15 protein-coding genes are annotated in these 14844 nt (G+C 28.0%); 11 read left to right on the top strand and 4 right to left on the bottom strand.

Features of this window, described 5'->3' with window-relative positions:
* The 10 genes from E4J94_RS15810 to hemF form a co-directional block, all read left to right on the top strand.
* Positions 1-248: PAAR-like protein (locus tag E4J94_RS15810; protein ID WP_135836463.1), on the top strand; the 248-nt coding region annotated here is incomplete at its 5' end.
* A gap of 10 nt (positions 249-258) precedes the next feature.
* Positions 259-2508 (top strand): M23 family metallopeptidase, encoded by a 2250-nt coding sequence (locus E4J94_RS15805; protein WP_135836753.1) that lies wholly within the window; start codon positions 259-261, stop codon positions 2506-2508.
* Entirely contained in the window at positions 2489-3607 is a 1119-nt protein-coding gene (locus tag E4J94_RS15800; RefSeq protein ID WP_135836752.1) for a hypothetical protein, read from the top strand. Before E4J94_RS15805 ends, E4J94_RS15800 begins: the two co-directional genes overlap by 20 nt.
* Positions 3608-3733: 126 nt before the next feature.
* Entirely contained in the window at positions 3734-3895 is a 162-nt protein-coding gene (locus E4J94_RS17670; protein ID WP_168801898.1) for a hypothetical protein, read from the top strand.
* A gap of 224 nt (positions 3896-4119) precedes the next feature.
* Positions 4120-4839, top strand: a complete 720-nt coding sequence (locus E4J94_RS15795; RefSeq protein ID WP_135836751.1) for a hypothetical protein — start codon at positions 4120-4122, stop codon at positions 4837-4839.
* Positions 4840-4846: 7 nt separating this feature from the next.
* Positions 4847-5710: a hypothetical protein gene (locus E4J94_RS15790; protein WP_135836750.1), complete on the top strand. Its 864-nt coding sequence runs from the start codon at positions 4847-4849 to the stop codon at positions 5708-5710.
* 11 nt (positions 5711-5721) lie between these two features.
* Positions 5722-6717 (top strand): hypothetical protein, encoded by a 996-nt coding sequence (locus E4J94_RS15785; RefSeq protein WP_135836749.1) that lies wholly within the window; start codon positions 5722-5724, stop codon positions 6715-6717.
* Positions 6717-7178, top strand: a complete 462-nt coding sequence (locus tag E4J94_RS15780) for a hypothetical protein (protein WP_135836748.1) — start codon at positions 6717-6719, stop codon at positions 7176-7178. Before E4J94_RS15785 ends, E4J94_RS15780 begins: the two co-directional genes overlap by 1 nt.
* 49 nt (positions 7179-7227) lie before the next feature.
* On the top strand, positions 7228-7398 hold the full coding sequence (locus tag E4J94_RS17665; RefSeq protein ID WP_168801897.1) for a hypothetical protein: 171 nt from the start codon (positions 7228-7230) through the stop codon (positions 7396-7398).
* A 355-nt stretch (positions 7399-7753) separates the two neighbouring features.
* Positions 7754-8656 carry an oxygen-dependent coproporphyrinogen oxidase gene (gene hemF / locus E4J94_RS15775; protein ID WP_135836747.1) on the top strand — a complete coding sequence of 301 codons (903 nt, stop codon included), beginning with the start codon at positions 7754-7756 and terminating at the stop codon, positions 8654-8656.
* A 43-nt stretch (positions 8657-8699) separates the two neighbouring features.
* Here the strand turns inward: hemF and E4J94_RS15770 are convergent, their stop codons facing one another.
* From E4J94_RS15770 to E4J94_RS15755, 4 genes are read right to left on the bottom strand one after another with little or no spacing between them, the layout of a single operon-like run.
* On the bottom strand, positions 8700-10145 hold the full coding sequence (locus E4J94_RS15770; protein ID WP_135836746.1) for an RtcB family protein: 1446 nt from the start codon (positions 10143-10145) through the stop codon (positions 8700-8702).
* Positions 10132-11199, bottom strand: a complete 1068-nt coding sequence (locus E4J94_RS15765; RefSeq protein WP_135836745.1) for a DNA polymerase beta superfamily protein — start codon at positions 11197-11199, stop codon at positions 10132-10134. Before E4J94_RS15765 ends, E4J94_RS15770 begins: the two co-directional genes overlap by 14 nt.
* Entirely contained in the window at positions 11196-11951 is a 756-nt protein-coding gene (locus E4J94_RS15760) for a nucleotidyltransferase domain-containing protein (RefSeq protein WP_135836744.1), read from the bottom strand. The genes E4J94_RS15765 and E4J94_RS15760 overlap by 4 nt, the downstream gene beginning before the upstream one ends.
* The gene (locus E4J94_RS15755) at positions 11948-13039 is read right to left on the bottom strand and encodes a slipin family protein (protein ID WP_135836743.1); all 1092 of its coding nucleotides are present in this window, start codon (positions 13037-13039) and stop codon (positions 11948-11950) included. The genes E4J94_RS15760 and E4J94_RS15755 overlap by 4 nt, the downstream gene beginning before the upstream one ends.
* Before the next feature lie 731 nt (positions 13040-13770).
* On the opposite strand from E4J94_RS15755, the gene E4J94_RS15750 reads away from it, so the two are divergent.
* Positions 13771-14790 (top strand): helix-turn-helix transcriptional regulator, encoded by a 1020-nt coding sequence (locus E4J94_RS15750; RefSeq protein WP_135836742.1) that lies wholly within the window; start codon positions 13771-13773, stop codon positions 14788-14790.
* Positions 14791-14844: the final 54 nt, after the last annotated feature.

Raw genomic sequence — 14844 nt, 5'->3', positions numbered from 1 at the left:
CTGCGGGTAAATGGCAAAAAGCTTGTGATAAAATTAAAGTGATGGATAAAAGTTGTTTGACCGAAATTTCTGAATTAATGTGCGCAACTGGAGGAAAAATAACGATTCTGAAACATGGACAGCAAAGTGAAATTGGTAAAAAAAATGTAGAAAATGCGAGTTCTTTTGAGCAACAAATCTATAATCCCGTGATTGATTTTGATGAGTTTAAAGATCAAATTGTTCAGCAAAATGTAGATTATTATTAACGGTTTTACTATGAAGATAATAGGAGAGAAAAAGCCAATTGTAGGTGTTACCGAAATGTATTCGGTAGTCAATTTTAATGGAGTTCTGTTTACGAGTAATATGAACAAAGTGACCTATGCATGGTATATTTTTAAGAAATACAAAAACGGTGCTTTTGTTAATGTTACAAAGAATAATATTCCAAAAACGGGACAGTCAGTACCTTATTCTTTTGGCTATAATGTAGAGTATCGTTTGGATATCTATAAACTAGAGAAAGAACTTTTAACACAAAAAGATAAAGCAAGTTTTGCTGCAAGTTATTTTGTTAATCCCACGAAGAAGTCAAGTAAAGCTGAGATAAAGAAAGTTGTAATTTACAATAAAGGTGCAAAAAATGTAGATTTAGCAGGTATTGGTAATTCGTTAACTGTACGTGTAGAATGTATAAATATGGTAAACAAACAAGTGAAAGTACATGTTTGGAATGCTGAAGATAAAAGTGAACCTAATTTGATGAATTCGAGATTAGTTGATATTAATGAAAAAGGAATTGGATTAACACAGTTTAATGTGATGCAATTATTATCGCCAACAGAGTCTATGAATCTGATGATAGGTAATATAAAAGCAATCGGATTTTTTGTAACAGCAACTTACGAAGAACAATCGGTTAACAATAAAGCACCAGTTGTTGTGGTTTCTCAATATCAATCTATTGCTGATATTTTTGAGAATGCAAGGTCTATGTCTTCTTATAATGATATTGATACGCCAGAAGAATCTACAAATGGGAAGTGTCCTAGATGCGAAATTTTGACATTGACAGAATTAGATGAAATATTTACAAGTGCTACACTACAAGAAAAGTCAGCTTTATTAAATGCTTTTAATTTAGCAAATAAAAACTTTGGTTTAAATTCATGTCAACAAAAAGCTCATTTTTTTGCACAAGTATTACAGGAAATAGGTCCTGAAATTACCATTAAAAATGGCGAGAGTTTAGATTATGCAGTCGAAAAGCTCCCAATACATTTTGCAAATTTTAGTACCACAAAGAAATTAAATGGTTCTCCAAACGAATTAGCTTTTAAATATGGTAGAATTGATCAAAAAAATATTAATTTATTGAAAGAAAAATACAATAAACCACATTTGAAATTCCAAAAATCAGAACCTGAATTTATTGCGAATGTAGCTTATTCTAATAGAAAAGATTTAGGTAATGGTGATTTTTATAGTGGTGATGGATGGAAATATAGAGGACGAGGTATTATTCAAATTACTGGTAAAGATAAATATGTTAAAATTAATAGTAGAATAAAATCTGATTTGCCTTCATTTAATATTATTGTAGATGCGAATAACATTAACAATATGAAAGAAGGTACAATAGCAAGTATGGCTTATTGGAAAGAATATGGATGTAAAAATAAGGCAGACGAAGGTATCGAGCGAATAAATTTAGATAATATTGTAGATATAGTTAATAGTAATACTCCTACAAGAAATGATCGATGGGAAAATTTAAAGAAAACTGTCAAAATTTTCAAAGTAAAAGAATGTAATGGAGATGAAATTAAAAATACTAATACTATAGATAGTTTAAAATGGCATGATCCAGTAGAGAATCCTATATGTACATTATATATGCAAAGTGGTGGTGGTGGAGATTATGGAAAGCATTGGGGATTGTTTGGAAAGACTAGAGATGGATCTACTCATTATGGGTTAGATTTTTATGCTTATCCTGGTACACATATTTTTGCGTGCGTAAAATGTGAAGTTGTTGAAGTAAGATCAAGTACCAATGCAGAAAGAGGATATGGTAAGCAATTATTTTTAAAAGTCTTAGATAAGGAAACGTTTTTATCACATTATAAAAAATATAGCTTACTATATCCTAAATTAGAGTATGATATGATTGGTGATTTTTCAAAAAATAAAGATATAGTCCTACATTATGCTCATTTAAGAAAAGTATATGTAAAAAAAGGATGGATAATTAATAATGTTGATATACCAATAGGAGAAACAGGGGTGTCAGGAGTTAATAAAGGAGAAAAACAAGATGGTACCGCTGCTCCTCACTTACACTTTGAAATAAGAAACTTAAATACAAAAAACCGTATAAATCCAGGCTTTTTTATAGACTTTAAAAATTATAATACTATGTCTGATTCTCAAAGAAAAAACCAAGAAAATACCGCAAAAAAAGGAAAGATTTATGAATTTAATGGACAAAAAGACACATATAAAGATGAGTCAGATTATTTATAAAAGTAAGTTAAGCTTATGTTTTAAAATTGCAATAATAAATGTATTAATGATTAGTAGTTTTATTAATTGCAAAAAACAAGAAAATAGTTTAACAACAGAAAACAAAGTTAATTTTTCAAAATCTGATTCATTATTATATGAAGAAGTTAATATTAAAATAGAAAAAAATCGTGAAACTAATAATGAAGTTGAATATCAAATTTCGGATTCTAAAATAAAAAATTTAAAACTAATTTTAGATTTACAAAAAGAGGAAGCTATAATCGAATTTAATAATAAAAGAATTATCACTCAATTCAATTTTACCTATGATATATCGATTGAAGATGCTATTTCATTAATAAAAGTACTTGAATCTAAGGATAATACTGATTTCTTTATTTTGTTACCTACTACAACAGAAGAGTTTTTGACATTTGAACTTCTAAAAATTAATAACTCAAATGATTTAAAATTTTATACGAGTAGTTTTGAAATAAATACTCATAAATACGATGATGTTCCTAGTTTCTATAAACAAAATCATCTATCATTAAAAGAAAAAGATTTAAAGTATAGTATACAAATTAATTCCTTTAAATCCAATGGGACTCTGAATCGTGCAATCGAAAATGGTAAAAATAAGCAAACTAATATTGTTCTTGAAAATAATATTAAATTGAATAACATAGAATATAAAATTGCTGTTCTTCAAAATTTAAATAAGAATAATGATTTTGAGCAAAATCATTTTAAACTTCCTGTACAAATATTAAAAAAAACTGGAGAAAATTATAAGATTTATAATGAGAATGAAAGTTTAATTTTTGATAATAATAATAACTGTGTTTCAGAAGGATTTTCTGATGTAAAAGTAAAGAATAATTATTTTACAATTGAAGGACAATCTTGCTCTGATAATTCTATATTATTTAATTACTATATCACTTTCAAATATATTAATAATCAATTTGTTTTATCAAAATATTCTGAAGAGTATTTTGATAAAAGTGACCATGATAAAATAATTCCAACTAAACATTTTACTACTAAAGATTTTGGAGAAATAAAATTTGAAGACGTTACTTATGATTTTTTGATAGAATTAAGAAATAGATAAAAAGATTTAAATATCTTAACTGAATTAGCCGAAATATTTAATACGTACAAGAAGCACTATAAATTAGACACTCGTGCTCGGAAAGCGCATTTCTTTGCTCAATCAATACAAGAAGTAAGCTCAGATTTGGAATCAGGAGTTCGTGGAGAAAGCTTTAATTATTATAAAGATAATTTAGCAATTAGTTTAAAAGCTTTTGAAACTGAAGAAGGAAAAGAATTGCGCAAACTTATGGAAGGAAAGAAACATCTGGAGCTGCAGTCCCTGAAGCAAATCAAATTGTATTAGCTAATTACGCTTATGGTTACCAATATGATACAGGGAAAAATTTTAGGAATACAGGAAAAAATGATGGATGGAATTTTAGAGGACGTGGTTTATTACAAATAACAGGTCGTAGTAATTATGAAGCCATCCAAAAACGAATAGATAAATTTGCTTCTGATGAGAATGTAAATATTTTCAAAAAATATGATAGTCCTAATAAAGCTATAAGTATAGACGAAGGCTATATGTCTGTAACAGAAGCTACACTTACAGGAATGGCAGATTGGTACAAAGACGATATGTTTGTACAAGCTGATAAAACAGGAACTATGCCAGATAACGATGTTGTAGATTTAGTAACTAATATTATTAATAAATACACCACTTCGAAAACTGAAAGAAGAAGTCATTATCAAATAACAAAAGTTACATTTTTGGTAGATAGTTGTAAAAATATTAACAAGGATATTCCTGTAAAACCAATTTCTTCTAAAGTAATTATAAAATTTGGTAAAAATGCAGAGCAAAAAGTTGTTAATGAAAAATCTTTAAATTTATTAAAAGAGATAGGTGAATTAACAAAAAATTATTCAATAACAATTATTAGTACCGCGAGAGATCCATACAATCAAGCAAGAGTTATGTATGAAAATATAATTTTAAATGGTATGAAAGAGCAAAGAAAAACATATGCAGCTTCTGGACAAAAAGTTTTAGATTCTTATGAATTTGCAAAATCTAAAGGAAAAGCGAAAGAAGGCATTATTAAAGAAATGGAAGCTAAAATTAAAGAATTAGGATCAACAACTGTTTCTAAGCATTGTGTAGATCCTTCTATTATGAATGTATTTGACGTCTCAATAGCAGGATTATCAAATCCTAAAGATTTTAAACGAGAAATTACAAAAAAAGTTACTAAAGTACTTGTTGAAAACAATTGTTATCATATAGAAATTAAACAATAAAAATTTTATGAAAAATATAATACTAATCTTATTACTAAATGGACTCTTTGTTTCTTGTAAATATAAAGAATCTAAAATATCAACAAATGAAGTAGTTTCTATCGAGATAAAGGATACTATTTTTATTGAAAATAATCAAGTTTTATTTATAATTCCTTCATCAAATAATTATGATGAAATGAAAAAAAGAATAGGTGAAGAAAACTTTTATACAATTGCAGATGATGCAAATTTTTATAGTGCAAATGCACATCAATTTTTAGATTCGTTAAAAATAAAATACAAAAATGCTAAAAGCGATGATATTGTAGCTTATAAGAACGATAAAAAAACAATTATTGTACAGCTTTTACAAGAAAAATGGTATACTTTATTCAATAAAAATGGAGAGTTAAGCAAAATTGATTTAGTAACTTTTGAAGAAGATTATAAAAATATTCTATTAAAGTCGCCTAATAAACAAGATATTTCTTTTGTAATGCGAGAAAGTATTTCATCTCCAAAAAAAGTTGTAGACAATTTAATATTCACGAGAGATAAAAATGATAGTTTACAAATAAATACCAAAATATTAGATTACATATCAGAAAATACAACTATAAAAAATAGTGGTTATTTAATTGCTCTAGAAGATTATGGATATCTTTATAGAAACAATTGGACAATAAAAGAAATATCAGAAATTAGAGCTTATATATTTAATACAAGTTATCCTTTACGAAAAAAATATTGGTCTGATAAGTTTGAAGAATGGTATGGTGGAAAACCTGAAAATTATATAGGAGATTCTGATTTCTGGAAAAAAAACAACTATTATGGTTTACCAAAATTAGAAGAATATGTTCGTGATTTTATTATAACCCATCATTGAACTCAATATTAATGAAAAATATATTAATAATACTTAGTATTTTGTTTTTATCATGTAAAGGTACTTCTCAAAAAAAATTGGAATCTAATACAACTGAAAAAAAAGAAGATAAAAATATTTTTAAAAGAGTTGAAACTATAAACTCTTTTCAAGATAACTCTTTATTTACTTTTTCAGATACCTCATCTTTATTTATAGAACAATTTGATAGTAATCAATATATAAAACTAAGTAATAAAATGATTTTTTTATCAAATTCATTTCTTGAATCTGCAAATACTATTTGTTATTTATATAAGAATAATGATGAAAAAATTCTAATAGTAGAAGGTAATGATTATTATGCTGGAATATTTTATGTATATTATTTTGATAAAGAGAATTTGTATGAGATTGGTACTTTTTATGTCGATTATCCAAACATAGAAGTTGATAGAAAATCCAAAGAAGTCGATTTTAAAGTAGAAAAACAATCAAATAAGATATTTATTAGAGTTTTAAAAAACAATCGTTTTCAAAAGGAAGAATCATTTATTATATCAGATAAAGAAAAATTAAAAAAATTTGAAAGCGAAAAAGAATTTATTAATTATCTAATGCAAGAAAATGTTTCAACTCCTGAAAATATTATTAATCATTTGACTTTTACAAAAGACAAAAATGACAGTTTAAAAATCAATACAGAAATATTAGATTATATCTCAAAAAACACTAATCGAGAAAATAGCACATATTTATTTGCTTTAGAAAATTATGTACAGAAAAATAGAGAAGATTTAGGTTGGAGTCATGAAGAATTTGCTAAAATAAAAGGATTTGTTTTTAATACAACCTATCCATTACGTAAAAAATATTTGAATGATAAATTTGATGAATGGTATGGAGAAAAACCAGAAAAATTACTTGGATCAGGTTCTTATTGGCAAGAAAACAACTATTATGGTTTACCAAAGTTGGAAGAGTATGTTCGTGATTTTATTATAACTCATCATTGGACTCAATATTAATGAAAAATATATTAAACTATATCTGTTTATTCTTTATTATCTCTTGCAATGCTGGAAATAATAAAAAAGAATTAAATAACAATAAAACATCTTTAGATCAAGAAATTATATCAAAGAATCAACAACAAGAAAATAATAATTCAGTAAACAATAAAATAGCCTGTGAAAAAGAAGAAGGAAATCTTGAATCAGGATTTACTACAAATTGTATTATTTCTAAAAAGCTTAATGAAGCTTACATTTTTTTTATTAAAGAGAGTAAAATTAACGAAGTGCAGTATTTAAAAACTATACTCCCAAAATCTAATATGAAATATAATATTCAAAATGTTGATCTTTCTTACAATTTTGAAAATGATAAACTTCAAATTAATTTAAGTTTTGAAGGAGGAGAATCTGAAATAATCTTTTTAGAGAATGAAAATAAAACAAGAATTATTATCAAAAACTATCCTGATTAAGACTAAAATCATCAGTTAATAAAAATCCAGAAAAGACAATCCAAATATAATGAAAACACTAATTATTGCAATATTGTTCACTTTAACTTTTATGAATTGTAAAAAAGTTGTAGAAATAAAACCAAAGACAAATTTATCTTTAACCAATATTCTCAATCAAGCCAAAGTTATTGATAGTTTACCAAATCAATTAATTGATACATATAAAGGAAAAAAATAATTTCTATCGAATTAATTGATTTTGATAATACTGGAATTGAGAATTATATAGTAACCTATGAAAATAGAAATTATAATATAGAAGATTGGTTTTCTGATGGTATTAAATTAATAAATACTATTTCGATAGATGGAAATATTTCTAAGAAATGGTTTCAATCGAAAACATCTTATTTTATTAGAGCGTTAGGTTATGAGGATGGTGTTGATTTTTCTTACAATTTGATTAATAATAATCAAATTTCAATATTATTCTATTCCAATCCAATAATCGAAAATAATGATAATTATTTTATTGGATCAAACCTAATTTTACCACAAGGAGATTTCATTCTATATTTGCAAAAATATTTATGATGAAAGATCAATTTTTTCAATATATACAAGACTTACAAAATAAAATTATTGCCAAACTTGAAGAAGTTGATGGTAAAGCCAAATTTCTACGAGATAATTGGGAACGCAAAGAAGGCGGCGGAGGTCTTTCATGTGTTTTAACTGACGGAGCTGTTTTTGAGAAAGCTGGCGTTAATATCTCGAAAGTTTATGGAGAATTACCAGTAACAATGCAAAAAGCGTTAAATGTTTCATCAGGTAAATTTTTTGCTTGCGGATTGAGTTTGGTTATTCATCCATCAAGTCCACATATTCCGACGACTCATGCGAATTGGAGATATTTTGAAATGTATGATCAAGACGGAAATATCGTCGATCAATGGTTTGGAGGAGGGCAAGATTTGACGCCATATTATTTGGACGAAGAAGATGTGATGCATTGGCATACGATCTGTAAAAAAAGTTGTGATGCGCATGATGCGGCTTTTTATCCGAAGTATAAAGAAGAATGTGATAAATATTTTTGGAATACACATCGTGAAGAAGCGCGTGGAATAGGAGGTTTGTTCTTTGATTACTTGAAACCAACTTCAGAAAAAACAGTTGAACAATGGTATGATTTCGTAACAGAAGTAGGAAACTCATTTTTGAAGGCGTATATTCCGATTGTTGAAAAACACAAAAATGATGAATTTTCTGCTGAACAAAAGGAATGGCAAGAAATTAGACGTGGTCGTTATGTGGAGTTTAATTTAATTCATGACAGAGGAACTTTGTTTGGTTTGAAAACCAATGGACGAATAGAATCTATTTTGATGAGTTTGCCGAAACATGTACAATGGCACTATAATCATCAGCCAGAAGAAGGTTCGGAAGAATATAAATTAGTCGATGTTTTGAAACATCCAAAAGATTGGATTTAATCTATAATATATAAAATGCCTGAACAATTGTTCAGGCATTTTTTTAATCTTCTCTCGATCCGTCATCGGCCATTCTAACCATTTTAGGTGTAAAAGTTGCCACAATATCTACCAAATCTTGTTGTGCAGCCATTACTTCGTGAATATCTTTGTATGCCATCGGTGCTTCATCTTTTCCACCACCGATTAATGTAATTCCAAAATCATTTAAATAATCGTTGATCTTATTTTGAGATAATGATTTAATCGCTTGTGTTCGGCTCATTTGACGACCGGCGCCATGCGATGCAGAATTAATAGAATTTTCTTCACCTTTACCTCGAACCAAAAATCCTGGCGCAGTCATAGAACCTGGAATAATTCCCATTATATCCTTAGAAGCTGGCGTTGCACCTTTTCGATGAACAATTACTTCTTCGCCATTGTAAATTTCTTTCCAAGCAAAATTATGATGATTTTCTACTTTCGCTAAAACTTCTGCACCGATAGATTTTGCAATTTTTTGATGAATAATTTCGTGACAAGCCGAAGCATATTCGCCAGCCAAATTCATCGCAATCCAATATTCTTGACCTTCGGCTGAATCTAAATCCAAATAAGCTAAATTCTGCGCTTTGTATGGAAGTTTACAAATTTCTTTTGCAATTTTGGTATAATGTCCAGCGATTGTAGCGCCAAAACCTCTCGATCCAGAATGCGTTAATAAAGCCAAGTATGAACCTTTTTTAATGTTTAATTTTTCATCATCTTCTTTGAAATCAATCAAACCAAATTCTACAAAATGATTTCCTCCACCAGAAGAACCCAATTGTGACCACGCTTTATCTTTTAGATTTTGAATAAATGAATTCGTCTCGAATTTTGTATCATCCAAAATCTGATGTTCAGCTTTGTATTGACCATGAAAACCATGTCCTGCACCAAACTTTGTGTTTTTTACCAAAGTTTCTTTTAACGAATTATGATGCTCAAAATAATGAGAAGCAGGTAAATCATAAATCGATAAAGCCATTCTACATCCAATATCAACGCCGACACCATAAGGAATAATCGCATTTTTCGTAGCTAAAACTCCACCAATCGGCAAACCATAACCTTGATGTGCATCAGGCATAATTGCGCCAGCAACGGTAACAGGAAGTTTCATCGCAACTTTCATCTGTTCTAAAGCGCCGTCTTCAATTTTTTCTGCTCCATAAATTTTAAAATCGTTTGGATTTTCATTCAATTCAATCAAGTTTTCATCTTGTAGAGGTAAATGAATTCCATCAATAAAACCTTTTGCAAGCGTTTTGAAAATTTTATCTTCTAAAAAATCTTGTGGCGAAGACAAAACTTGCGCATATTTATCAAGCATTTCGGCTTTTGTGTAACCATTTCTTTTTTTGTTGATTTTTAAGGCAATTCCTAAAATTTCGTTTTCAGGATAACCCAAGGCAATCAAATCGTTTCCATTGATCGGTTTATTTTGTTGTTCAGTTGTTTTCATATAATTTGGTTCTAAGGTTGATTAAAAATTCTTCCACTTTCGAAGAGTTTATTTCGGTTACAAGAAAATTTAGTTTCGACTTTTCTTCAATTTCTCGTTGTAATTTTTCAGCTTTCTCGACTACTTCTTCATAAGAAAAATCTCCGTTTTTTATTGCTAATAATTCGTCGCGATCTCCTGTTCGTTTTACATTTAGATTTCCTGTTTCCACTAATTCTTTCGCAACTTTTAATAGGCGAATCGTGTGCATCATATTTTTACTATCGTAATTTTTTTCATGTGCAATATTTGTTGTGTAACGCTCTTCATTTCTCAATTTCATCCAATCCCAATATTCTTTGTATTGTTTGCAATAAGTGGAATATTCGTCTTTTAGGAAAATGAAATAGGCAATTGGTTTTTCATTTTTTGGAATTTCACTCAAGCGAATATCATCATTATTTTCATCTTTTACGATTCCTTTATAATGTAATTTTTCGTTGTAATAAAGCGCAAATAAATCTTTTGAATGATTGATTTTACTTAATCCACAAAACGCTTGTTTGTAAGAATTTGAACTCATCCAATCTATAAAAGAAATAGTTTTGTTATCATTAATAATATAACAAAAATCAAGAACTGTTTTTCTAGTTTCATCTATTGGATTTAGAAATTTCTTGTTTAATCCTTTTGCTTTTTTAATTTGACTCAATGCATATCCAACAAATGTTTTCTCAACTTCTGAAGTGATAAAATCATTGTAATTTAATTCATCTAACAAAGGCGATTTATACAAGATAAATTCTTCTGGAGTCGCTAAAATTTCTAAACAACTTGGATTATTTTTCAATAATAATTCAATAAATCGACCGATTTCGTAATACAGAATATCATTGGTTTCGTTGCTTATTTGTGCTTGATATTCGAAACCATAAAATTCATTTTTTGGTGAATAAAAAACACCACGAATATCTGTATCCGAATTTTTAGTTGCCAAATTATAGGCTTTACTTCCGCTTATACATTCAAATAGAATTAAATTTTGACTTTTTAGATCTTCTATTGTTAGTTTCATTTTGTTATGGTTTTAATGAAAAATGTATTGATTTTATTTTTATCAAATCCAATTTTAGACAATTTTTCGGCTTCAATTTTTAATTCAGTTTTCAAATTAGTTAACCAATTGAAAAGTTCATCATTCTTCGAAATTTTAAAACTTTCATCAACATTAGCTTTGATTGCAAGATATTTATCTACTTGATTTTCGATTGTTTTATTTCCGATTAAATATTTTAATTTTTCAAATTCCATCGGAGGAATTGTTTTATTTTCTACAATCCATTTCGCTGAAAGAACTGAACGTAAAGCATAAAACAAACTTTTGAGTTTAATTTCATCTTGAAGTTTCATTTCAATTATTCGCTTTGTTGTAATTCCTAAATAATGCATGGCAACTTTTTGAGAATTGAATTGTGAAGCAGCTAAATCAAATAATTCTTTTTCGAAAATTTCATCAAAAATATAATGAATTGGAGATTGTAAATATTCGTTGATACTCGAATTTGATTTCAACATTAAGCGCAAAACTTTTTGAATATCCCAACCTTTAAAATCTAATTCATCTACAATCTCTAAATCAATAAAATCATCAATTGGATCAATTTTTAGATAATCTTCAATTTTTCGTTTGTAAATAAATCGAACATCGTAATCGCTGTCAGTAGAAGGGAAGCCCCAAGCGCGGCTCCCAGATTCTACAGCAAAAAGAATTTCGATGTTATATTTATCTTCTATTTCTTTTAATTTATTTATAATGATTGGTTTCATTTCGTAAACATTGTTTTTAGTTCATTTAACACATTCGATCCGCCAGAAATTGAGATTTCTCCCACTTTATCGGCAATTTTTTCGATGTATTCCATTTCTTTTAACTTCCATAACGTTTCGTTTTCTTCCATCAATTTCGCAGTGTTCAATAAACTTCTTGTCGAAGCAGTTTCCTCACGACGCGTAATCGAATTGGCTTGAGCTGTTTTTTCGGCAATCAAAACGCGGTTCATAATTTCTCTTATTTCTCCAGGAAGAATAATGTCTTTCATACCTGCATCAATCAATTTCAGACCAATTTCTTGGAATTGAGTTTGATATTTTTGAATGATATAATTCGTTACCGAATTTTTATCCGACATTAAATCATCAAAATTCATGTTTCCAATAAATTCTCTCAAACCTAATTGAATCGCTTGATAAATCATTTTTTCGAAATCTTTGTTCGCTTGATAAACATTTAACAAATCAGTAATTTGATAATTTACCATAAAATTGATTCGCAATTGCGCTTTATCTTTTGTTAAAATTTCTTGTCCAGAAATTTCAATTGTTTGCGGACGCATATCAAAAGAAACCATTGAAATTTTTGTTTCGTTGTTGTAAAATTGGTATTCACCAGCTTTTAAAACTGAATTAAATTCATTGTCTTTGAACAAAATTCCTTCGAAATATGGTGCAACAGAAATTATACGAATTGCACCAGCTTTTCTCAAAATATCAATCTCTCTTTTTGTTAAATTGTTAATTTCTTCAGTAGAATTCAAATCAAACTTTACAGCTTTTAATTGAGTCGAATTCTTCCAAATCATCACGTTTTTATTGTAAAATGAATCGTATGATTGATTGTTTTTGTAAATAATCAACACTTCGTTATGTAATACTTCGATAAAATCTATCATTGATTTCAATGTTTCATTTTCTAAAAACAGTGTGTGATATTTTTCATCAATTATTTCGTTGATGTTTAATTTTTCGATGTTTTTATTGAACAAAATCCAATAGTTTCCTTTTGTGTAAACTTTTTCGATTTCGTTGTTTTTGATATAGATTCCAATTTCTTGGTTGTTAATTGCTAATTTTTTCATTTTATTATTTTTTATAGGTTTTTACTATTTTATATATTTCTCCTTTGTAGAAGAATCTTTTTCTAAATTTTTTAATTAAAAAAGCTAAATCATTTTCCTTTTTCAAAACGGAATTTGAAGTTTGAGCAGCTTATTCTGATTTCTTGTTTTTACAATTTTTATCAAATCATTTTGACTTGATATTTAGTTTAAACTTTTGAAATCAATCATCAACTAAAGTTTCAAAATCAGGTTTTAAGCAAGTTTTTAATCTTATTTCAAATTCATCTCTACGAAATAAATTCTCTATTCGAAAAGAAAACTTTTTAGCTTTTTGTTTCCAATGGTGCCCTTTCGGGCGATAAATACAGATTAAAAGTCTGTGTGAATTGCTCTACCCACTGAGCTATTTTAGTTTCCTGAAAGTAGGAATCGAACCCACGACCCATCCGCTGGAGATTTTAATTATTCAGAATAGAAGTGATGAAACATTTTCTACTACAATGCTATACTGAAACATTTATCAAGGAACAATTAAAATCGTTTTGGTTGTTAAACCTTTGACAAAGTTGGAGTAGAAGTGTGCGAATGAATTGCGTAATAGAATATTTTTTTAAAATAATTTGTAAAGGATGATGAATAGAGGGTTTTATATTGAAAATATTTTGAATAAAATTTGAAATAAAAATTTCTACGCAAATAGATTGCGTACTTTGAATTGAAATTTGTAGTATTGAATAAAGAAATCAACCATGGCAACCAATAAAATTGCATTAATTCGTTATCAAACGATTGATAAATGTCTTCAAAATCATTTCAGAAAATGGACATTAGAAGATTTGATAGAAAAAGTTTCGGAAGCATTGTATGAATATGAAGGAATAACTTCTGGCGTTTCGAAACGTACAATTCAGGGCGATATACAAGTGATGCGTAGTGATAAATTGGGTTATAATGCGCCAATTGTTGTTCGAGAAAAAAAGTTTTATGAATATGAAGATCATGATTATTCGATTCATAATTCGCCTGTTTCGTCTGCAGATTTAGATAAAATGAAAGAAGTGATTTCGGTGATGAAACAATTGAATGGTTTTAATTATTTTGATGATATGAATGAGATTATTACGCGTCTCGAAAATAATTTATCCAAACAAACTCATCAACAACCAAATTATATTCAGTTTGAGGAAAATCCTTTATTAAAAGGTTTGGAGCATTTGAATCGGTTGTATCAAGCAATTGTGAAGAAGCAACCTTTGTTGATTTCGTATCAATCATTCAAGGCAAAAAATCAAGAGCCAAAACAACAAGTTTATTATCCGTATTTGTTGAAAGAATATCGTAATCGTTGGTTTTTATTGGCAAAATCGAGAAAAGATAAAAATTTGTATACACTCGCTTTGGATAGAATAGTTGAATTCTATGAGTTAGCAAATGAACCATTTGTCGATGAGCAAGAAATTAATTTTGATACGTATTACAACAATGCGATTGGTGTAACGAAAAGTGTGAAAGAAAGAGAGCAGCGTGTTGTTTTTCGTGTGAATAAAAAATTGGCGCCTTATGTGTTGACAAAACCAATTCATGCGACGCAAAAAGTGTTGGAAGTGACGGATGAAGGAACTTTATTTTTGATTGAAGTTGTTCATAATTTTGAGTTGGAACGAGAGCTTTTAGGTTTTGGAGAGGAAATAGAAATTCTTGCTCCAAGATTAGTGAAAAAAAGAATCAAAACACGATTAGAAAAAGCGTTAGAAAAATATATAAAATAAAACAATGACTGGATTATTTTAAATATTATGAAGATAATCCGTACATCGAAGAAT

Source organism: Empedobacter tilapiae (assembly GCF_004785645.1).
Lineage (GTDB): Bacteria > Bacteroidota > Bacteroidia > Flavobacteriales > Weeksellaceae > Empedobacter > Empedobacter tilapiae.
Note: the sequence above shows the minus strand (reverse complement) of the source record. Positions and strands in the feature narration are given on the sequence as shown.

Coding starts and splice junctions, on each gene's coding strand:
- E4J94_RS15800 (WP_135836752.1), top strand. CDS start 2,489: ATGAGTCAGATTATTTATAAAAGTAAGTTAAGCTTATGTTTTAAAATT.
- E4J94_RS15765 (WP_135836745.1), bottom strand. CDS start 11,199: ATGAAACTAACAATAGAAGATCTAAAAAGTCAAAATTTAATTCTATTT.
- E4J94_RS15785 (WP_135836749.1), top strand. CDS start 5,722: ATGAAAAATATATTAATAATACTTAGTATTTTGTTTTTATCATGTAAA.
- E4J94_RS17665 (WP_168801897.1), top strand. CDS start 7,228: ATGAAAACACTAATTATTGCAATATTGTTCACTTTAACTTTTATGAAT.
- E4J94_RS15760 (WP_135836744.1), bottom strand. CDS start 11,951: ATGAAACCAATCATTATAAATAAATTAAAAGAAATAGAAGATAAATAT.
- hemF (WP_135836747.1), top strand. CDS start 7,754: ATGAAAGATCAATTTTTTCAATATATACAAGACTTACAAAATAAAATT.
- E4J94_RS15790 (WP_135836750.1), top strand. CDS start 4,847: ATGAAAAATATAATACTAATCTTATTACTAAATGGACTCTTTGTTTCT.
- E4J94_RS15770 (WP_135836746.1), bottom strand. CDS start 10,145: ATGAAAACAACTGAACAACAAAATAAACCGATCAATGGAAACGATTTG.
- E4J94_RS15805 (WP_135836753.1), top strand. CDS start 259: ATGAAGATAATAGGAGAGAAAAAGCCAATTGTAGGTGTTACCGAAATG.
- E4J94_RS15780 (WP_135836748.1), top strand. CDS start 6,717: ATGAAAAATATATTAAACTATATCTGTTTATTCTTTATTATCTCTTGC.
- E4J94_RS15755 (WP_135836743.1), bottom strand. CDS start 13,039: ATGAAAAAATTAGCAATTAACAACCAAGAAATTGGAATCTATATCAAA.
- E4J94_RS15750 (WP_135836742.1), top strand. CDS start 13,771: ATGGCAACCAATAAAATTGCATTAATTCGTTATCAAACGATTGATAAA.
- E4J94_RS15795 (WP_135836751.1), top strand. CDS start 4,120: ATGTCTGTAACAGAAGCTACACTTACAGGAATGGCAGATTGGTACAAA.